This is a genomic window from Streptomyces sp. A01, assembly GCF_059026195.1.
The window spans coordinates 19,180-37,957 of record NZ_JBWLKN010000009.1; the positions used below are offsets into that span (position 1 = coordinate 19,180).

An 18,778-nucleotide genomic window follows, 5' to 3' on the forward strand; every position below is an offset into this window, starting at 1 on the left:
ATCGCAGGCCGGAGGGGGTGCGAAGGGCTGGGGCGGCTGTTACCGGCTCACCCACGTACCATGGGATAAGGCCGAGGCGCGCACTGCCCGGCGGGCGCGCGTGCCGGACCGTACGCGCCGCCACCCACGATTTCGGGAGAAACGCCGCAGTATGCCCACGCGCCATGACATTCGTAACGTCGCCATCGTCGCCCACGTCGACCACGGCAAGACGACCCTGGTCGACGCCATGCTGAAGCAGGCGGGCGCCTTCGCCGCGCACGCAGCCGAGCACCTCGATGACCGCATGATGGACTCGAACGACTTGGAGCGCGAGAAGGGCATCACCATTCTCGCGAAGAACACGGCGGTGAAGTACCACCCGATTGATGGTGACCCCGTCACCATCAACATCATCGACACCCCCGGTCACGCCGACTTCGGTGGCGAGGTCGAACGCGGCCTGTCGATGGTGGACGCGGTCGTCCTCCTCGTCGACGCCTCCGAGGGCCCCCTGCCGCAGACGCGCTTCGTGCTGCGCAAGGCGCTGTCCGCGAAGATGCCGGTCATCCTGTGCATCAACAAGACGGACCGCCCCGACTCCCGGATCGCCGAGGTCGTCGACGAGACGTACGACCTGTTCCTGGACCTGGACGCGACGGAAGAGCAGATCGAGTTCCCGATCGTCTACGCCTGCGCCCGCGACGGTGTCGCCTCGCTGACCAAGCCGGAGGACGGCACCGTCCCGCCGGACAGCGACAGCCTCCAGCCGTTCTTCTCGACGATCCTTGAGCACGTCCCGGCTCCCGAGTACGACGAGTCGATGCCGCTCCAGGCCCACGTCACCAACCTCGACGCGGACAACTTCCTCGGCCGTATCGCGCTGTGCCGCGTCGAGCAGGGCGAGCTGAAGAAGGGCCAGACCGTCGCGTGGATCAAGCGTGACGGCACGGTGTCCAACGTCCGCATCACCGAGCTGATGATGACCGAGGCGCTGACCCGCAAGCCCGCCGAGAAGGCGGGACCGGGCGACATCTGCGCCATCGCCGGTATCCCGGACATCATGATCGGCGAGACGCTGGCCGACCCGGAGAACCCGATCGCGCTGCCGCTGATCACGGTCGACGAGCCCGCCATCTCGATGACCATCGGCACCAACACCTCCCCGCTCGTCGGCAAGGGCGGCAAGGGCCACAAGGTCACCGCCCGCCAGGTGAAGGACCGCCTGGACCGGGAGCTGATCGGTAACGTCTCGCTCCGCGTGCTGGACACCGAGCGCCCCGACGCCTGGGAGGTGCAGGGCCGTGGTGAGCTGGCGCTGGCGATCCTCGTGGAGACCATGCGCCGGGAAGGCTTCGAGCTGACCGTCGGCAAGCCCGAGGTGGTCACCAAGGAGATCGACGGCAAGGTGCACGAGCCGATCGAGCGCCTGACGATCGACTCGCCCGAGGAGCACCTCGGCGCCATCACCCAGCTGATGGCGACCCGCAAGGGCCGCATGGAGACGATGACCAACCACGGCTCCGGCTGGATTCGCATGGAGTGGATCGTCCCGTCCCGCGGCCTGATCGGCTTCCGTACGGAGTTCCTGACCCAGACCCGTGGCACCGGCATCGCGCACTCCATCTTCGAGGGCCACGAGCCGTGGTTCGGCGAGCTGCGCACCCGGCACAACGGCTCGCTGGTCGCGGACCGTTCGGGCTCGGTCACGCCGTTCGCGATGGTCAACCTCCAGGAGCGCGGTGTCATCTTCACCGAGGCCGGCACCGAGGTGTACGAGGGCATGATCATCGGCGAGAACTCGCGCGCCGACGACATGGACGTGAACATCACCAAGGAGAAGAAGCTCACCAACATGCGTGCCGCTTCCGCCGACACCACGGAGAACGTGGTGCCGGCCCGGAAGCTCTCGCTGGAGCAGTCGCTGGAGTTCTGCCGCGACGACGAGTGCATCGAGGTCACGCCGGAGACGGTGCGCATCCGCAAGGTCGTCCTGGACCAGAAGGAGCGCGGCCGCGCGGCTTCCCGCGCGAAGCGCTGACCGGAGCCGGGACACCGGCACGGCAGGCAGGACAGCGCGGCGGCCGGGCACGTCATGTGCGATGGCGCCACGGGTGTCGCGCGCGGTCTGAGACGTACGAGGAAGCACGCGCGCGTCCAAGGAAGTACAAGCAAGCGGCAAAGAAGTACGAGAACGAGTAAGGCACCCTGGCCGACAGGGGGTTGACGGGCAGGCGTCGTGGGCTTTGACTCACGGCGCCTGCCCGCTTCTCGTGCGGCGAGGCGAAAACCGCGGCGGTGACGCTGCGTTGAGGTACGCGTAGCGCGCAGTTGGCGGCGCGTCCTGCGCCGGAAAGACCTGGTGGCAGGTCAGGGCCGACTTAGTCAACGGCTTTTTCGTGACCGAGTGTTCGGATACCGGTGATCGTGTTCCGGATGTTGTATTAACAGTCCGTTTCGCGGGTGTCTGTCTGTGATGCCTTTGTCCGGATTTCGGAACCTCGCGCCCGGTTGATGTGACCAAAGCGAGACCCATTAACTGTGGTTTACAGGCCAGGCGTGCTCAATCATGGGGTCCATTGAGCTCGGGTCAATGGGTCACGCGCTGTGGGGAGCGCCGACTCACGAGCACACTCGGGGTACCGGGTCCATGCCGCTGTCAGGGGTGTCAGCGCGCGTCCGGTGCCCCCTCTCGTAGTGAACAGTGGACTCCTGAGGAGGCAAACCCATGCGCGGTGCCAAGAGCGCCAAGTGGGTCGCGATGGCAGCGGTCGTATCGCTGGCCGCGACCGCTTGTGGTGGCGACAGTGACAGCTCCAGCGACAAGAACCGTGCCGTCGACAAGAACGGCATCGTCAGCTACGCCAACGGTGAGCCGCAGAACCTTCTGCAGCCCGCGAACACCATGGAGGCGTACGGCAGCGTCGTCATCGAGTCGCTCTTCACGGGGCTGGTCCATTACGACTCCAAGGGCAACCTGACGTACGAGAACGCCGAGTCGGTCACGCCGGACAAGGCCAGCAAGGTCTGGACCGTCAAGCTGAAGCCGGGTTGGAAGTTCCACAACGGCGAGACCGTCACCGCCAAGTCCTACGTGGACGCCTGGAACTGGGCAGCGCAGACGAAGAACGGTCAGCAGAACAGCAGTTGGTACCGCGACATCAAGGGCTATGACGATGTCCACCCCGAGAAGGGGAAGCCCACCAAGGACACGATGTCCGGCCTGAAGGTGGTCGACGACAACACCTTCACGATCGAGCTGAAGAGCGGCATTCCGTACTACGCCTACAAGCTCGTCTACACGCCCTTCTTCCCGCTTCCCTCCGGCTTCTTCAAGGACCCGGACGGTTACGGCGAGAAGCCGGTCGGCAACGGTCCCTACAAGTTCCAGAAGTGGGACCGCAAGCGGTCGATCCAGGTCGTCCGCAACGACGACTACAAGGGCTCGCAGAAGGCCAAGAACGGCGGCGTCAACTTCAAGGCGTACACGAAGGACACGGGTGCCTACAACGACCTGAAGTCCGACAACGTCGACACGATGCCGCTGATCCCCAACAGCGAGGTCGCCAACTTCAAGAGGGACCTGGGCGACCGGGCGATCGAGATGGACTACTCGGCGATCACCACGATGAACCCGGCCTTCTACACGAAGCAGTGGAAGGGCATCGACGTCAAGGTCCTCCAGGGCCTGTCGATGGCGATCGACCGCGACACCATCGCCAAGACGGTGTTCAACGGCACCCGTGAGTCCGCCACCGGCTGGGTCGCCAAGGGCGTCAAGGGCTACGAGCCCGACGCCTGTGGCGAGTACTGCAAGTTCGACGCGGACAAGGCCAAGGACCTGATCAAGCAGGGCGGCGGCGTCCCGGGCAACAAGATCTCCATCCAGTACAACGCCGACCAGCCGCACAAGGACTGGGTCGTCGCGGTCTGCAACAGCATCACCCAGTCGACCGGTGTGAAGTGCGTCGGCGACGCGGTGACCGACTTCGCTGCTGACACGGAGATCCGTGACAAGAAGGAAGTCAAGTCCATCTACCGCTCTGGCTGGGTGCTTGACTACCCGTTCAACGGCAACTTCCTCGCCGACCTCTACGGCACCGGCGTCGACGGCAACAAGGGCGGCTTCTCGGACCCCGAGTTCGACAAGCTGACCAAGGAAGCCGACAGCGCCAAGACGATCGACGAGTCCGCGGAGCTGTACCAGAAGGCTGAGAAGCAGCTGGTCAACTCGTTCCCGGGCATCCCGCTCTGGTACAACAAGACGCTCTCCGGACATTCCAAGAATGTCAAGAACGTCAAGTTCGACCAGGCCGGTGACCCGGTTCTCACCGACATCGAGGTCTTCAAGAAGTAGTCGTCGGAGCCCGTCCCTGTGGCGACGGCCGGTTACCCCGGCCGTCGCCACAGGGCGGCTCTGCAATGGACGGAGGCACGATGGGGCGCTACGTCGCGCGGCGACTGCTCCAGATGATCCCGGTGTTTATCGGGACAACACTGCTGATCTTTCTCATGGTGAATGTGCTCCCCGGCGATCCCGTGCGGGCGCTGTGGGGCGACAAGCCGCCGGACCCGGCGCAGCTTGAACAACTCCGCCATGACCGCGGCCTCGACCTGCCGCTGTGGGAGCAGTACCTGCATTACATGAAGGGCCTCTTCCAGGGCGACTTCGGGAACACCATCGCGGGCAACCGGCCGGTGCTCGATGAGATCACCCAGGCGTTCCCCGTCTCCGCCCGACTGGCCGGGATGGCCTTCGCGTTCGAACTCGTCGTGGGTATCTCCCTCGGCGTGCTGGCCGGTGTGAAGCGCGGGAAGATCATCGACACCGGCGTGACGCTGTTCACGCTGGTCGTCATCTCCGTCCCGGTCTTCGTGATCGGCCTCGTGAGCCAGCTGTACTTCGGCAACGAACTGGGCTGGATCACTCCCACGGTTCAGGACTCGGAGAACCTGGAGCAACTGATCCTGCCCGCGATGGTGCTGGGACTGATCAACCTGGCCTATGTCGCCCGGCTGACCCGGACCTCGGTGGCGGAGAACCTGCGCGCGGACTTCATGCGTACCGCCGTGGCCAAGGGGCTGCCGAAGCGCCGCATCATCAGCCGGCACCTGCTGCGGAACTCGCTCATCCCCGTGGTCACCTATCTCGGTACGGACATCGGCGCCCTGATGGGCGGCGCGGTGATCACCGAGGGCATCTTCAACATTCAGGGCGTCGGCAACCTGCTCTACACCGCGCTCTTCCGCCGTGAAGGCACCGTGATCGTCGGTGTGGTGACCGTGCTGGTGCTTGTCTACCTCGCAGCCAGCCTGATCGTCGACCTGCTTTACGCGGTCCTGGACCCGAGGATTCGCTATGCCTGACGTCACCAAGACAGTGCCCGGGGACGAGCTGGCGTCGGCGCCGGAAGCCGCGCTGGTCGCGGGAGCCGCGAGCGAGAAGCCACGCAGCCTCGGCGCGGACGCCTGGCGCGACCTGCGCCGCAAGCCGCTGTTCGTGATCTCCGCGGTGCTGATCCTGTTCCTGATCGTGGTCGCGGCCTTCCCCGGCTGGTTCACCAGCGCCAGCCCGTCGGCGGGCGACCTGCGCAACCACTTCCTCCAGAAGCCCGAGCTCGGCCAGTTCTTCCAGCCCGAGTGGTTCGGCTACGACCGGCAGGGACGCAGCATCTACGCGCGCGTCGTCTACGGCACGCGGAACTCCATCTCCATCGGGATCGGCGTGACCGTGCTGGTCACCCTCTTCGGTGGTCTGCTGGGCATGCTCGCCGGGTACTTCGGCGGTTTCTGGGACAGCCTGCTGTCCCGTATCACCGACATCTTCTTCGGCATCCCGTTCCTGCTCGGCGCCATGGTCGTGCTGAACGCCTTCACCGACCGCACCCTGTGGACGGTGATGGGCGCGCTGGCCTTCCTGGGCTGGACCCAGATCGCCCGCGTGATGCGCGGCGCGGTCATCACGACCAAGCACGCCGACTACGTGATGGCGGCCAAGGCGCTCGGCGCGGGGACCAGGCGGATTCTGTTCCGGCACATCATGCCGAACGCCGTCGCCCCGGTGATCGTGGTCGCGACCATCCAGCTCGGCATCTACATCGTCACCGAATCGGCCCTGTCCTACCTCGGTGTGGGCCTGCCCGACGACGCCTTCTCCTGGGGTGGCGACATCTCCGACGCGGTGAACGACATCCGGAACAACCCGCACACGCTCCTGTTCCCGGCGGGAATGCTGAGCATCACGGTGCTGGCGTTCATCATGCTCGGCGACGCGGTGCGCGAAGCCCTCGACCCCAAGCTGCGCTGAGGGAGGCGTACCACGTGACCACTACCGACAAGACCGCAGCCGCCCCCGTGCGGCGCATCGAGGACGACGGCGATACGCCGCTGCTCGACGTCCGCGACCTGCACGTGGAGTTCAAGACCCGGGACGCCCTGGTCAAGGCCGTCAACGGCGTGAGCTACAGCGTCAGCGCGGGCGAGACCCTGGCCGTCCTCGGCGAGTCCGGGTCCGGCAAGTCCGTGACGGCGCAGGCCATCATGGGCATCCTCGACATGCCGCCGGGCCGTATCCCGCAGGGCGAGATCCTGTTCCGCGGCAAGGACATGCTCACCATGTCCAACGAGGAACGCCGCAAGATCCGTGGCCGCAAGATCGCCATGATCTTCCAGGACGCGCTGTCCTCCCTGAACCCGGTGCTCTCCGTCGGCTACCAGCTCGGCGAGATGTACCGGGTCCACCAGGGCATGTCCCGCAAGGCCGCCAAGGCCAAGTCCATCGAGCTGATGGACCGGGTCCGCATCCCGGCCGCCAAGGAGCGGGTGAACGACTACCCGCACCAGTTCTCCGGCGGTATGCGCCAGCGCATCATGATCGCGATGGCGATGGCCCTGGAGCCCGACCTGATCATCGCGGACGAGCCGACCACCGCGCTCGACGTGACCGTGCAGGCCCAGGTGATGGACCTGCTCGCGGAGCTTCAGGCCGAGTACAACATGGGGCTCATCCTCATCACCCACGACCTCGGTGTCGTCGCCGACGTCGCGGACAAGATCGCGGTCATGTACGCGGGCCGGATCGTGGAGACCTCACCGGTGCACGAGCTGTACAAGCGCCCCGCGCACCCGTACACCCGCGGTCTGCTCGACTCGATCCCGCGCCTGGACCAGAAGGGCCAGGAGCTCTACGCGATCAAGGGCCTGCCGCCCAACCTGACGAGCATCCCGGCCGGTTGCGCGTTCAACCCGCGCTGCCCCAAGGCGGACGACATCTGCCGTACGGACGTGCCGGTCCTGCACCAGGTCACCGAGCAGGACGGCGGCGACCTGCCGGGCCGCGGCAGCGCGTGCCACTTCTGGAAGGAGACGATCCATGGCTGACCTCGGTAAGGACGACGAGGCCGTGGAGAAGGCCGCCGACCAGAAGAACGAACCGGACACGCCCAAGGACGTGGCCAAGGCGAAGGTGTCCGACAAGCCGGCCGTCTCCACGGCCAAGGTCACCGAGCCGGAGCCGCCCGCGGAAGTGACGCCCAACGTCACGAAGGTGGAGGTGGCCAACGCGTCCACCACCGCCGAGGTCGAGGCCGTCATCGACGCCCCCGTGGAGCGCGGCGAGCCGATCCTTCAGGTCCGCAACCTGGTCAAGCACTTCCCGCTGACCCAGGGCATCCTCTTCCGGCGCCAGATCGGCGCCGTGAAGGCCGTGGACGGGATCTCCTTCGACCTCTACCAGGGCGAGACCCTGGGCATCGTCGGCGAGTCCGGCTGCGGCAAGTCCACGGTCGCCAAGCTGCTGATGACGCTGGAGACCGCGACGGCCGGTGAGGTCTTCTACAAGGGCCAGGACATCACCAAGCTGTCCGGCCGCGCCCTGAAGGCCGTCCGCCGCAACATCCAGATGGTCTTCCAGGACCCGTACACCTCGCTCAACCCGCGCATGACGGTGGGCGACATCATCGGTGAGCCGTACGAGATCCACCCGGAGGTGGCGCCGAAGGGCGACCGCCGCCGCAAGGTGCAGGACCTCCTGGACGTGGTGGGCCTCAACCCGGAGTACATCAACCGGTATCCGCACCAGTTCTCCGGCGGCCAGCGCCAGCGCATCGGCATCGCGCGCGGCCTGGCGCTCAACCCGGAGATCATCATCTGCGACGAGCCCGTCTCGGCTCTGGATGTGTCGGTGCAGGCGCAGGTCATCAACCTGATGGAGAAGCTCCAGGACGAGTTCAACCTTTCCTACATCTTCATCGCGCACGACCTGTCGATCGTCCGGCACATCTCCGACCGGGTCGGCGTGATGTACCTCGGCAAGATGGCCGAGATCGGCACCGACACGGAGATCTACGACCACCCGACGCACCCCTACACCCAGGCGCTGCTGTCGGCGGTCCCGGTCCCCGACCCGTCCGCCCGCGAGGGCCGCGAGCGGATCATCCTCACCGGCGACGTCCCGTCCCCGGCGAACCCGCCCTCGGGCTGCCGCTTCCGCACCCGCTGCTGGAAGGCGGAGGACAAGTGCGCCAAGGAGGTGCCCCTGCTCGCGATCCCCCAGCGCTTCGTGGACTCGGACACCCCGGCCGCGCACGAGTCGGCGTGCCACTTCGCGGAGGAGAAGAACGTCGTCCACGCGTGACGCGTGACGCTCGCCGCTGAGGCGTGATGCTGTATCCGGGGGGTGCCCTGGCCGTGATGGCTGGGGCGCTCCTCTTTTTCGGGGGTTTCGCGGGCGGGCCTGTGGATCTTCGCGCTGCGGACGTCGTGCGGCAATTGCTGTGCGTCATCATGAGCTGCACACTGCCGACATGGCGACGACTGTGCGTAAGAGTGTCCCCCTGACCGCCGAGGTCCGGGCCTGCCTGCGGCGTGTGCGCACCCCGGGGAGTCCGGAGCACGGAGCGCTCGCTGAGCTCACCGGGATTGAGCTCACCGACGGGGCGTCGGAGGCAGAGGCGCTGCACGCGCTGCTCACCGCCGGGCGGGTGGCTGTGACCGAGAAGGCGATGGCGGGCGGCTACGCCGCGCTGGCCGCAGCCGAGGACGACGATGACCGGGCAGCCCGTCGGGCAATGCGTGCCCGCGCCGCTCACTTGGGAGACTGAGGCACAGTGGGGGGCAACGCTTATCCCTGACCGGGGCCGGGTGTACATGGCTGACATCGGGGCGGGTCGCAAGCCGTGGCTTGTCGTGTCCAACAACGCGCGTAACCGCGCCCTGTCCGACTGTCTCGCGGTCAGGCTCACCACGAGCGTGAAGCCTGACCTGCAGAGCATCATCGAGCTGACGCACGCTGACCCACTGGAGGGGCGCGTGCTGTGTGACGACATCGCCCTCCTCTACCGCGAGGACCTGGAGGAGGACCGAGGTGCCCTCAGCCAGGCGACGATGATGAAGGTCGCCGCGGGGCTGAGGGCCGCGCTGGCGCTTTAGGAAGGCGGCTGGGGCGCCCTGGTGCTTCTCCGTTCGTGTGGGTGCGCGCGCTGCGGGGGGGTCTGCGGCAATTGTGGCAATCGAGGTCCTGTAGCAGCACAGCTCGCCGCCGCCCTACCCTCGCCCCATGACGATGCCGACCGAAGCACGGAGACCTCCCTCTGGCCCTCCTTCCAAGCCGCCACCGGGGCGACCTCCCAGCAGCCCGTCCCCGGACAAGAATCCGCCCTGCCCTCCGAATCCGCCGGGGGCAAGCTGAGCATGCACGTCGAGCACATCGGCTGGGACCAGCTTCCCGGCCCGGCCCGCGCGGCGGTGGACAGCCAGGTCGGGCCGGGGTACGAGAAGGCCGACATGACCACGGGGGACAGCTCCGGCATCGCCACGATTCTTTTTCTCCCGGGCGGAGCGAAGATCTTCGTCAAGGGCCTGCCCGTCGAGCACGAGCGGGCCGGGGAGCTGGAGAAGGAAGCGAAGGTCAACCCTCACCTGCCCGACTACGCCCCCAAGCTGCTGTGGCGTCTGGAGGCTGGAGGCTGGCGGCTGCTGGGGTTCGAGGGTGTCACCGCCACTCCGTGGGCAGATTTCACACCCGAAGGCGACCACCTGGAGCTGGTGGCCACGGTGCTGCGGGAGCTGAGTACCCGCCCGGCACCGAACGTCGGGCTGATGACGGCCTGGGACAGGTGGGGATTCTACTGCGACCCCGAGGCCGAACCGCTGCTGACCGGCCAGTGCCTCCTGCACACCGACCCCGCGGCGACGAACTTCCTCATCGGCGACCGGACGTGGCTTGTCGACTGGGCGTGGGCGGCACGGGGGCCGGAATGGATCGACGCGGCCCTGTGGGGATTCCGGCTTGTCCTGGACGGAAGGCAGACCCCGGAACAGGCAGGAGAGTGGGCCTCGACCGTACCCGCTTTCGCTGACGCACCCCGCGACGGACTGCGAGTGCTCGCAGAGGCAGAGGCACGGTCATGGGAGCACTGGAAGGAATACGGTGTAGCGGGAATCGAAACAACCGTCGAGGCCGCCCGCCTATGGGCCGACTTCTGGGGCTGAGGATGACGAGACGGACGGCGGCGAAGGCGCGCGAGCTGGGCATGAGGCGGACCGCGGCCACGTCCCACCGGCGATCGAGGATCTGCCGCCGATCCCCCGCACGGGGCGAGCGAGAACCAGTGCTCGCGTACGCGGGTCGTACGTGAGGGGGCGCCCGAGCCCAGTCCGGCTCGGGCGCCCCCTTCCGCGTATGTACGCGGTGGCGGTCAGTCGTCCAGGCGCTCGTCGTCGATGTCTACGGTGACGGTGCCCGGCGGATAGTCGGCCTCGCGGTCGGTGAGGATGATGTCCGTCTGGGGACGCTGGGCGCTGGGCAGGGCGGCGTACAGGGCGTGGCAGACATCGGCGCCCCCGATACCGTCACGGACCATGGTCGCGACCGCGACGGACGCGACCGTGTCCAGGGGCTCAATGTCGATGCCCGGCAGGGCGAGAGCGTTCGCTCCGGCCCCGGCGTCCGCGATCTCGGCCTCCATCAGGCAGACCGCCGGCACCAGGAGGTGCCGGAACGGAGAGGCCGCCGCGTTGTCGGCGACGCGCGCCAGCTTGCGGTGCCCACGGGAGAGTGCCAGCACGGCACTGGTGTCCAGAATGATCACGCGGCGTTGCCGCGCAGCGTGCTCTGGGTCTTCTCCGCGGCGATCTCGTAGACGCGTTCCAGCGCGTGCGGTGTGGCGTCGAACTCCTCGTCGGTGAGGGTGCTGTGCATGCGCTCGCGCATGATCCGGCGACTCTCCGCGACACGGGCGCGGGTCTGCTCGGCGGTGAGCTGTTCGGCGGCCAGCCTGGCGACGAGGGCGCCGATGGTCGTCCCCTGCTCCTTCGCCAGCGTCGCGAGGTGATCGCGTGTCGCTTCGGGAACCTTGATGGTCGAGTCAGCCATACCAGCCACGGTACACCGCCCCTCTACTATTGGTACACCAAGCCTCATCGTTGCCTCTTGCTCTGTGTGTGGGTGCTTGATCGGTGGCCCACGTGCGGGTTCGGGCCGCACGGGCCGCCCTGCCGTTCGTCGCTACGCGACCGGCGGCGGGGGCTTCAGCGAGAACCACACCGCTTTGCCGCCCGTGTGCCGCTGTACGCCCCAGTGATCCGCGTACGCCTCCACGATGCCGAGCCCGCGCCCGGTCTCGTCGCCGGGCTCGGCGGTTCGCTGCTCGGGTGTGCCGGGCGCGGTATCCCAGACAGCCACCCGGACGCCGCCCGGCTCCGATTCGATGCTGACGTACGCGTCGCTGTCGGCGCACCGGTAGGCGTTGGTGACCAACTCCGAGACCAGCAACTCGGCCGTGTCAGCGATGCAGTTGAGGCGCGCCGCCTTGAGGACACTGCGGATGGTGGCCCTGACGATGCCTACGGCACGCGGGTCGTGGGGGATGAACAGGCCGTAGGACCAGGGTTCTTCAGGCGTGCGCATATGGCAGCCTCCAGTTGAGTACCTGTTGTGACTGGCGCCATACTCAAGGTAGCGAGTAGCGTGACATGCGTACAACCCGAACGGGAAAATGAGGGGGCGTCATGGGGCTGCGGGCCAATCCCACGCACCGGCAACGCCGATTCGGCGCAGAGGTGCGGAAGCTGCGGGAGCGGGCGGGGCTCTCGGTCACAGAGGCCGCTGACCTGGTGGGGATGCGGCAATCTCACCTGAGCAATGTCGAGGCTGGCCGAACCAGCTTCTCGGTGGAGCGGCTGAGTACGTTGGCAAGTGCGGTAGCGGGTATACGTGACACTTACGTTGACGCACTTGCCGAGTTGGGCCAGGACCCAGGTAAAGGGTGGTGGAGCGAGTATCGGGGACGGGTGAGGCCGTCACTGCTCGATATCGCTGAGCTGGAGGCCAGAGCTGAACGCCTAATGATCTACGAGCCTATGTTCATCCCGGTACAGCTGCAGACCTCGGCGTACGCGACAGCTGGTCTCAGTGGCGGCTACGCCGATGCCTCTCCGGACCAGCAGGTTCTGGACGTTGAGTTCCGCATGCAACGGGAGCGGGTGCTCACAGAGACGTCTGTTGACTTTCATGCCGTGATCCACGAGGCCGCGCTTCATGCGACCTTTGGTGATCGCAATGTCATGCGAGCGCAGCTGATGCGGCTGATCGAGGTGTCCCGACTTCCGAACGTCACCATCCAAATCCTGCCGTTCGACGGCCCTGTGGCGTTCGGTACGGCTTTTATGGTCGCCGAACCGCCGGTCGCGGAGCTCGGCACAGTCGTTGTAGCTCACATTGAGCAGTCGCTGTACCTGGACGACGCAGGATCGCTCTCCAGATACAGGGGATGGTTCGCTAGCCTGTGCGAGATGGCACTGCCTCCGGTTGACGCTGCTGTTCAACCGGAAGCACATCTGGCCAAGGACTCGCTGGGGTTGATTCAGCGGCTCCTGTACCCCCTGCTCTAGGAAGGCGTAGATGCCTCAACTGGTATGGCAAAAGTCCAGCTTCAGCGAACCGGGTTCCGATATGTGTATCGAGATGGCCGCCGATCCCACCGGTGCCCCGCATCTTCGCGAAAGCGATGCCCCGGCCACGGTCATCGCCACTACACAGCCCGCGCTGCGCGCGTTCGTCCGTGCGGCCAAGGCAGGTCGGCTCGACGGCATAGCCGACTGACGGGCAGCACCTACGGCGCGTACCAGTCATCGGTACGCACATCCAGGCCCCGGAGGTGCCTTGGCTCAGCCAACCAGCACCTGCGGACTGGACTCCTTCAGCTTGGCCTTGGCCCAGGCCATCTGGCGCAGGGTGTCGGGCTGGCAGTCCTGGGTGAGCCGGAGGAGTGAGGCATCCTTCGTGGCCTGGGCGGCCTGGCTCAGCATTTGCCAGTCCATGGCGATGCCCGCCGCCTCGGTGTAGATCTTGCGGAGGTCGCGGAGCATGAGCAGTGGGGGCTCGTCGCGGTGGCTGAGGAGTTCGCTGCCCTTCTCGCGCAGTCGCTCGGCCAGGGTGGTCTCGCCCGCCGGGTCCGGGTCGAGTTTGACGTCGTAGCGGGGGGCCGCTTCGGCCACGGCGCGTACGTGTCGCTGTGACCACGCGGCCAGGTCGCGGGCCAGGTGGTAGACCTCGTGGTCGGCCTTGTGTCGCTCGGAGACCAGCAGCAGGTGGTGGGCCAGTTCGTTCTCGGCGCGGTGGACTTCGCGCAGGACCAGTCCGATCCTCATGGCGACGGGGACTCCTTCGCTTCGGCTGACGGGCCGCCCCTGGTCGGGGGGATACCGGCGGCGGCCAGTGGTGCCGAGGCCGTGGTCGTCGGGGCGGCGGACGGGGTGTCCTGCGGGCTGATCAGGCGGATGGCGGCCGCGGCGGTCTTGAACAGCGGCTGCTTGGAGGCCGGGTCCCAGTCGGTGAGGGTGAGTTCGTTGGCGGCGCGTGTGGCGTCGGCGGCGTCGTGACCGCCGTCCGTGTCCCAGTAGCCGTAGTGGAAGGGAAGGAAGAGCACGCCTTCGCGGATGGCGGTGACGCGGGCCTTGGCCCGGACGGTGCCGCGCGGCGTGGACACCTCGGTCAGGTCGCCCTCGGTGATTCCGGCGGCGTCCGCGTCCGGTTTGGACAGCTCGATCCACATGTCAGGCGCCGCCGCCTGAAGCTGTGGGCTGCGGCCCGTCTTGGTGCGGGTGTGGAAGTGGTAGAGGGTGCGGCCCGTGGTGAGCAGCAGGGGGTAGTCCTCGCTGGTCCGCTCGTGGGGCGGCAGGTACGCGGCGGCCTTGATGACGGCCCTCCCCTCGGGGTTGAGCGCCCGGTAGTCGGCCGACTCCAGGGGCGCGCCGGTGACCAGGTCGCGTCCGTAACTCTCGCAGTAGGCGGGGGCGCTGAAGAACCGGCCGTCGGCGTAGAGGCGTTCGGTGCCGTCGGGACGCTTGTCGTCGCACGGCCACTGGATACCGCCGCGCTCGCGCAGCTTGGCGTAGGTGAGGCCGGTGTAGTCGCAGGGGCGGCCACGGCTGCATTCCTTCCAGCCCTCGAACGCCGACTCCGGGTCGTCCCACGTCACCAGCGGGGCGCCGTCCTTGTCCCGCAGGCCGAGGCGGGCCGCGTAGTCCAGGAAGATGTCCAGGTCCGTCCGGGCCTGGCCGGGCGGGTCGACGGCCTTCTCGGACAGGTGGACGGTCCGGTCGGTGTTGGTGAACGTGCCGGTCTTCTCGCCCCAGCCCGCCGCGGGCAGGACGACGTCGGCCAGCTCGGCTGTCTCGGTGCGGAACAGGTCCTGTACGACGAGGAACAGTCCCTGCCCGCTCAGGATCGAGCGGATACGGCGCAGCTCCGGCATGGACACCGCGGGGTTGGTCCCGGAGATCCACAGCATGCGGATCGAACCGTCCTCCGCGTACCGCATCATCTGCATGGCATGGGTGGGCGGCCCGTAGTGCGGGATCTGCCGCGTCTCGACGTTCCAGACCCGCGCAAGATCGGCGACGTGCGCCTCGTTGGCCCAGTTGCGGAACCCGGGCAGGTCGCCGTTCGCGCCGCACTCGCGGGTGTTCTGCGCGGTGGGCTGCCCGTTCATCTGGAGCACTCCGCAGCCGGGTCGGCCGAGCATGCCGCGTACCAGATGCAGGTTGTTGACCTGCACGGCGGCGGCGGTGGCTTGGTGCGACTGGTAGAAGCCCTGGAGGACGGTGGACAGCAGCCGCTGGGCTCCGCCGAGGACGCGTGCCGCGTCCCGGATCTGCTCGGCCGGGACTCCGCAGAGGGTGGCCGCGTGCTCGGGCGGGTAGTCCTTGACCCGCGCGGCCAGCTCGTCGTAGCCGACGGCGTGGGCGTCGAGATAGTCGTGGTCGACCCAGCCGTGGGCGATGATCTCGTGCAGCAGGCCGTTCATCAGGGCCACGTTGGTGCCCGGTAGGGGCGCCAGGTGGATGGTCGCGGCCTGCGCGACCGGGGTGGGGCGGGGGTCCACGCAGATGACGGCAGGCGGGCGGGGACCGGCCAGCCGGTCCAGCACACGGCTCCACAGCACGGTCTGCGTCTCGGCCATGTTGTGCCCGAACAGGGCGATGACGTCGGCGTGGTCGATGTCGGTGTACGAGCCGGGCTGGCCGTCGCACCCGAAGGACTCCTTGAGGGCAGCGGCGGCGGTGGCCGTGCACATCCGGGTGTTGCCGTCGAGGTGGTTGGTGCCGAGCCCGCCGCGGGCGATGAGCGTGAGGGTGTAGTACTCCTCAAGGAACAGTTGCCCGGTGGTGTAGAACCCGAGCGCCGACGGGCCGCGCTCGTCCATCAGCTCCCGGGTCCGGTCCACGACGCGGGACATCGCGGTGTCCCAGTCGCTTTCCACCAGCTCGCCGTTCACCCGGACCAGCGGGCGGGTCAGCCGGTCCCTGGAGGCGTTCGCCTGCCAGCCGAACAGGTCCTTCGGGCCGAGCCTGCCATGGTTGACCCGGTCATCGGCGCGCCCGCGCACGCCGACGATCCTGCCGTCCTTCACGGCGATGTCCATCGCGTCGCCGTTGGAGTGCAGAACCGACGCGGTAGGCACCCATCTGTCGACGTCGCCAGTGCCGTCGGGGCCGTCGATGCCGTCGGCCAGGAAGGAGTCCACGCGTACGGGCCAGGTTTCCCCCGGACCGTAGGGCGTACGGGCACCCCACGGCTCGGCGATGCGGTCTCTGCGTCCCATCGTCCTGCGCCCGCCTCTCTGCCTCTGCCTCTTTGAGCCTCGGCGTACCGGCGTACCGGTGAATTCCCCTCTACGGCTGCCCGGTCGAGGGCGGTCCACGCCGCAGCCCGCGCCCGGGGCGACGAGGCCGGGGCCGGTGGTGGGTCGATCATGACGCCGTCCGGGGCCGAGGGGCGGGTGCCGGACCGCTGCTGAGCGCCCCCGCCACTCGTACGGACCCCGTCACGCTGTGTGCGCGACGTGACACGACTCGCCCGGCGCTTCACGCGCGGCGGGCAGCCTGAGCTCAGGCTTGATGGTGGTCCCGTGTCGGCCTCCGCCAGCCCGCGCATTACTCCCCGTAACATGTCCGGGCACAGCCATGCGCAGGCGTCGTGTCTCGCTTGCGGGAGGAAGAGGGGGAGAACGTGGCGGCAAGCCCGGTTCCGAGCGTGCCGGCCGATATGGCGGATCTTCTGCGGGACGCGTCCGCCGGACAGGGCGGTGCGCTGTGGAGGCTCGCCGCCGACGGGCGGCAGCTGGACGCGAACGTCGTGCGGATGGCTCCGGGCGCCGGTGTCGCCCCGCATGTCGAGCCGGATCTCGACGTGGTGCTGTACGTGACCGACGGCGGCGGGCGGCTCGACGGTGACGACGGGCAGCTGAGCCTGCGACAGGGGAGCGTGGTGTGGTTGCCGCGCGGCGCCCGGCGCGCGCTGACCGCCGGTCCGGACGGCCTGGTGTACCTCACGGTGCACCGCCGCCGCCCCGGTCTGTCCATCCGGTCCGCGGCCGCCGCCGAGCCGGCCATCGCCGAGCCTGAGGGCGGCGAGGCGGCCTGTCAGCTGCACCGGGTCTGCCCCCAGTGCGGCCGCCTCGCGACCGAGTCCGACGCCCGCTTCTGCGGCCGGTGCGGCACCCCGCTCCCGGCCCCGTAACCGCCTCGACCCGCGTGGGCCTCGTCCCGGCGGGCCGGTCAGCCCGGTGGAGCCGCCGCGTCCGGACCGCCGCCGCCGTCCTCCCGCAGGAAGCCGATCAGTCCTCCCGGAGGAAGTCGATCAGCAGCGCGGTCACCTCGTCGGGGCGTTCCAGGCTCGGCAGGTGCCCCGCCCAGGGCAGTTCCAGGTGCCGGGCGTCGGGGAGTACGCCGGGAAGCTGAGCCGCGATGGCGCGGAAGTCCGCCGTGTCGTGGCCGCCCGCCACGGCCAGGGTGCGGGCCCGGACGGCGGACAGGTCGATGTCGGCGTCGAGGTGGTCGAAGTCGTCCTCGTCGGCGAGTTGCACGTCGAACGCGCGCCGCTGCATCGCGCGGACATGCTCCCGGGTCGCCGCGTCCGCCTCCGGGCCGAGCCACGTGTCCAGGTTCAGTTCGACCGCGCCCGCGATGTCGCCGGAGCCGAGGAAGGCGTCCTCCTGGTCGTCGAACGCCAGCAGCTGGGGGCCGAACTCGTAACCGGGCATGCCCGCGCACAGCAGGGCCAGGGCGGTGACGCGCTCCGGTCGGCGGGCGGCCAGCTCCAGCGCGACCCTGCCGCCGAAGGACGAGCCGACCACCGCCGCCCGGCCGATGCCGAGGTGGTCCAGGAGGCCCAGGACGTCCTGCGCGTTGTTGTACGGCCGGTCGGGGACCGGCGTCTCACCGTGGCCCCGGAAGTCGCAGCGCACGACGCGGAATCCGGCGTCGGCCAGTGGGGCCCACTGGGGGTCCCACATGCGGCGGTCGCAGACGGAGGAGTGCAGCAGGACCACCGGTGAGCCGTTTCCGGCTATGTCGTAAGAGAGAGTCATCGGGGCTGACGATAGGGCGGGGGTGACTGCCGCGCACATGAATATCGGCAGGTGGAGGGCCCGCCACACAGGGCCCACGCTTCCCGCCATGATCCCGAAGGCTGACCCGTGTCACTCCGGCGGCGTACACGTCTCGGCCCTGAAGGTTGACGACCAGTCATCTCGTATCGCCGAGGCTGTGACCTGTGACGATGATCAACGAACAGCACCCGGCCACCACGTCCCCCGACCACACCGAGCACCCCCGCCGCCCGGTCACCGCTTCCCGCCCCGACGGCGAGCGACCGCACCAGGGCGCGGGCCCGCACGACCACCGGGCCGCGGGCTCACCCCCCGCCACCGAGCGGCCCGCCCAGCGCTGGGCGGTGACCATGGTCCGGCTCCTGCCCCTGCTCGCCCTGCCGGTGTGTCTGTGGCGGCTGCCCATCGGCTTCGGGTTCCAGATGGGGATGGACGCCCCCGGTTCGTCGCAGCCGTGGTGGGTGACCCTGCCCTATGTCTGCGCGCTCAGCCTGCTGACCGAGGCGTTCGCGCTGCTGTGCTCCGGGCTGGTCCGGGGGTGGGGCGAGGTCGTGCCCCGCTGGGTTCCCGTGCTCCGGGGCAGACGCATCCCGCCCCTCGCGGTGATCGTGCCCGCGACCCTCGCCGGTCTCGTGTTCATGGCGCTGATGGCCGACTGGGCGCTCTGCATGCTGCACGTCGGCGGTTTCTCGGACGTCGGCTACACCAGCGTCGGGTGGAAGGTGCTCGCGGCGACGGTCAGTGGCCTGTTCGTCTTGTGGGGTCCGCTGCTGCTGGCTCTCACGTACGCGTACTACACACGTCGCTGCCGGGCGCCGAAGCACGTCTGACGCGGTGTCGCCTGCCCGCCGCGTGCCCTGGCCCGCGTACGACCGGCGGTGCGCACTGTCCCGCGTACGGCGCAG

General features: G+C 68.3%; 19 protein-coding genes. 13 read left to right on the plus strand and 6 right to left on the minus strand.

What is annotated here, in order from left to right; translation table 11 throughout:
* Positions 1-151 precede the first annotated feature (151 nt).
* The 9 genes from typA (at position 152) to AC5P1B_RS14220 (ending at position 10,470) form a co-directional block, all read left to right on the plus strand.
* Entirely contained in the window at positions 152-2,020 is a 1,869-nt protein-coding gene (gene typA / locus AC5P1B_RS14180; RefSeq protein ID WP_493887395.1) for a translational GTPase TypA, read from the plus strand.
* Positions 2,021-2,707: 687 nt separating this feature from the next.
* Entirely contained in the window at positions 2,708-4,336 is a 1,629-nt protein-coding gene (locus AC5P1B_RS14185) for a peptide ABC transporter substrate-binding protein (protein WP_493887397.1), read from the plus strand.
* Between the two features lie 80 nt (positions 4,337-4,416).
* Positions 4,417-5,346, plus strand: coding sequence for an ABC transporter permease (locus AC5P1B_RS14190; protein ID WP_493887399.1), 930 nt, complete (start codon positions 4,417-4,419; stop codon positions 5,344-5,346).
* A complete protein-coding gene (locus tag AC5P1B_RS14195) occupies positions 5,339-6,286 on the plus strand; it encodes an ABC transporter permease (protein ID WP_493887401.1) in 948 nt (315 codons plus the stop codon). The genes AC5P1B_RS14190 and AC5P1B_RS14195 overlap by 8 nt, the downstream gene beginning before the upstream one ends.
* Positions 6,287-6,300: 14 nt before the next feature.
* Positions 6,301-7,359 carry an ABC transporter ATP-binding protein gene (locus AC5P1B_RS14200; protein ID WP_493887403.1) on the plus strand — a complete coding sequence of 353 codons (1,059 nt, stop codon included), beginning with the start codon at positions 6,301-6,303 and terminating at the stop codon, positions 7,357-7,359.
* On the plus strand, positions 7,352-8,614 hold the full coding sequence (locus AC5P1B_RS14205; RefSeq protein ID WP_493887405.1) for an ABC transporter ATP-binding protein: 1,263 nt from the start codon (positions 7,352-7,354) through the stop codon (positions 8,612-8,614). The genes AC5P1B_RS14200 and AC5P1B_RS14205 overlap by 8 nt, the downstream gene beginning before the upstream one ends.
* A 169-nt stretch (positions 8,615-8,783) precedes the next feature.
* On the plus strand, positions 8,784-9,080 hold the full coding sequence (locus AC5P1B_RS14210; protein WP_493887407.1) for a hypothetical protein: 297 nt from the start codon (positions 8,784-8,786) through the stop codon (positions 9,078-9,080).
* Positions 9,052-9,408, plus strand: a complete 357-nt coding sequence (locus AC5P1B_RS14215; protein WP_493887647.1) for a type II toxin-antitoxin system PemK/MazF family toxin — start codon at positions 9,052-9,054, stop codon at positions 9,406-9,408. Before AC5P1B_RS14210 ends, AC5P1B_RS14215 begins: the two co-directional genes overlap by 29 nt.
* Positions 9,409-9,669: 261 nt before the next feature.
* On the plus strand, positions 9,670-10,470 hold the full coding sequence (locus AC5P1B_RS14220) for an aminoglycoside phosphotransferase (protein WP_493887408.1): 801 nt from the start codon (positions 9,670-9,672) through the stop codon (positions 10,468-10,470).
* 206 nt (positions 10,471-10,676) lie between these two features.
* Here AC5P1B_RS14220 and AC5P1B_RS14225 read toward each other — a convergent pair whose 3' ends face one another.
* From AC5P1B_RS14225 to AC5P1B_RS14235, 3 genes are all read right to left on the minus strand, one after another.
* Positions 10,677-11,069, minus strand: a complete 393-nt coding sequence (locus AC5P1B_RS14225; RefSeq protein ID WP_493887409.1) for a hypothetical protein — start codon at positions 11,067-11,069, stop codon at positions 10,677-10,679.
* Complete coding sequence (locus AC5P1B_RS14230; RefSeq protein ID WP_493887411.1) at positions 11,066-11,353, minus strand: hypothetical protein; 288 nt, start codon at positions 11,351-11,353, stop codon at positions 11,066-11,068. Before AC5P1B_RS14230 ends, AC5P1B_RS14225 begins: the two co-directional genes overlap by 4 nt.
* Before the next feature lie 132 nt (positions 11,354-11,485).
* Positions 11,486-11,887 (minus strand): ATP-binding protein, encoded by a 402-nt coding sequence (locus tag AC5P1B_RS14235; protein WP_493887412.1) that lies wholly within the window; start codon positions 11,885-11,887, stop codon positions 11,486-11,488.
* Positions 11,888-11,988: 101 nt separating this feature from the next.
* Here AC5P1B_RS14235 and AC5P1B_RS14240 point away from each other — a divergent pair, with 101 nt between their 5' ends.
* Both AC5P1B_RS14240 and AC5P1B_RS14245 read left to right on the plus strand, forming a co-directional pair.
* Positions 11,989-12,870: a helix-turn-helix domain-containing protein gene (locus AC5P1B_RS14240; protein ID WP_493887414.1), complete on the plus strand. Its 882-nt coding sequence runs from the start codon at positions 11,989-11,991 to the stop codon at positions 12,868-12,870.
* Between the two features lie 10 nt (positions 12,871-12,880).
* Positions 12,881-13,081 (plus strand): DUF397 domain-containing protein, encoded by a 201-nt coding sequence (locus AC5P1B_RS14245; protein WP_493887415.1) that lies wholly within the window; start codon positions 12,881-12,883, stop codon positions 13,079-13,081.
* 65 nt (positions 13,082-13,146) lie between these two features.
* Here AC5P1B_RS14245 and AC5P1B_RS14250 read toward each other — a convergent pair whose 3' ends face one another.
* A complete protein-coding gene (locus AC5P1B_RS14250) occupies positions 13,147-13,629 on the minus strand; it encodes a hypothetical protein (protein WP_493887416.1) in 483 nt (160 codons plus the stop codon).
* The gene (locus AC5P1B_RS14255; RefSeq protein WP_493887417.1) at positions 13,626-16,085 is read right to left on the minus strand and encodes a molybdopterin oxidoreductase family protein; all 2,460 of its coding nucleotides are present in this window, start codon (positions 16,083-16,085) and stop codon (positions 13,626-13,628) included. Before AC5P1B_RS14255 ends, AC5P1B_RS14250 begins: the two co-directional genes overlap by 4 nt.
* Positions 16,086-16,528: 443 nt before the next feature.
* Between AC5P1B_RS14255 and AC5P1B_RS14260 the strand changes: the two genes are divergently transcribed.
* Complete coding sequence (locus AC5P1B_RS14260) at positions 16,529-17,002, plus strand: cupin domain-containing protein (protein ID WP_493887418.1); 474 nt, start codon at positions 16,529-16,531, stop codon at positions 17,000-17,002.
* A gap of 97 nt (positions 17,003-17,099) precedes the next feature.
* Here AC5P1B_RS14260 and AC5P1B_RS14265 read toward each other — a convergent pair whose 3' ends face one another.
* Complete coding sequence (locus AC5P1B_RS14265) at positions 17,100-17,852, minus strand: alpha/beta fold hydrolase (RefSeq protein ID WP_493887419.1); 753 nt, start codon at positions 17,850-17,852, stop codon at positions 17,100-17,102.
* Between the two features lie 191 nt (positions 17,853-18,043).
* On the opposite strand from AC5P1B_RS14265, the gene AC5P1B_RS14270 reads away from it, so the two are divergent.
* Positions 18,044-18,703 carry a hypothetical protein gene (locus AC5P1B_RS14270; protein ID WP_493887648.1) on the plus strand — a complete coding sequence of 220 codons (660 nt, stop codon included), beginning with the start codon at positions 18,044-18,046 and terminating at the stop codon, positions 18,701-18,703.
* Positions 18,704-18,778: the final 75 nt, after the last annotated feature.

Excerpts from the sequence above, each read along its gene's own strand:
- typA (WP_493887395.1), top strand. The coding sequence starts at position 152 with ATGCCCACGCGCCATGACATTCGTAACGTCGCCATCGTCGCCCACGTC.
- AC5P1B_RS14185 (WP_493887397.1), top strand. The coding sequence starts at position 2,708 with ATGCGCGGTGCCAAGAGCGCCAAGTGGGTCGCGATGGCAGCGGTCGTA.
- AC5P1B_RS14190 (WP_493887399.1), top strand. The coding sequence starts at position 4,417 with ATGGGGCGCTACGTCGCGCGGCGACTGCTCCAGATGATCCCGGTGTTT.
- AC5P1B_RS14195 (WP_493887401.1), top strand. The coding sequence starts at position 5,339 with ATGCCTGACGTCACCAAGACAGTGCCCGGGGACGAGCTGGCGTCGGCG.
- AC5P1B_RS14205 (WP_493887405.1), top strand. The coding sequence starts at position 7,352 with ATGGCTGACCTCGGTAAGGACGACGAGGCCGTGGAGAAGGCCGCCGAC.
- AC5P1B_RS14210 (WP_493887407.1), top strand. The coding sequence starts at position 8,784 with ATGGCGACGACTGTGCGTAAGAGTGTCCCCCTGACCGCCGAGGTCCGG.
- AC5P1B_RS14220 (WP_493887408.1), top strand. The coding sequence starts at position 9,670 with ATGCACGTCGAGCACATCGGCTGGGACCAGCTTCCCGGCCCGGCCCGC.
- AC5P1B_RS14230 (WP_493887411.1), bottom strand. The coding sequence starts at position 11,353 with ATGGCTGACTCGACCATCAAGGTTCCCGAAGCGACACGCGATCACCTC.
- AC5P1B_RS14235 (WP_493887412.1), bottom strand. The coding sequence starts at position 11,887 with ATGCGCACGCCTGAAGAACCCTGGTCCTACGGCCTGTTCATCCCCCAC.
- AC5P1B_RS14240 (WP_493887414.1), top strand. The coding sequence starts at position 11,989 with ATGGGGCTGCGGGCCAATCCCACGCACCGGCAACGCCGATTCGGCGCA.
- AC5P1B_RS14245 (WP_493887415.1), top strand. The coding sequence starts at position 12,881 with ATGCCTCAACTGGTATGGCAAAAGTCCAGCTTCAGCGAACCGGGTTCC.
- AC5P1B_RS14250 (WP_493887416.1), bottom strand. The coding sequence starts at position 13,629 with ATGAGGATCGGACTGGTCCTGCGCGAAGTCCACCGCGCCGAGAACGAA.
- AC5P1B_RS14255 (WP_493887417.1), bottom strand. The coding sequence starts at position 16,085 with ATGGGACGCAGAGACCGCATCGCCGAGCCGTGGGGTGCCCGTACGCCC.
- AC5P1B_RS14260 (WP_493887418.1), top strand. The coding sequence starts at position 16,529 with ATGGCGGATCTTCTGCGGGACGCGTCCGCCGGACAGGGCGGTGCGCTG.
- AC5P1B_RS14265 (WP_493887419.1), bottom strand. The coding sequence starts at position 17,852 with ATGACTCTCTCTTACGACATAGCCGGAAACGGCTCACCGGTGGTCCTG.
- AC5P1B_RS14270 (WP_493887648.1), top strand. The coding sequence starts at position 18,044 with ATGATCAACGAACAGCACCCGGCCACCACGTCCCCCGACCACACCGAG.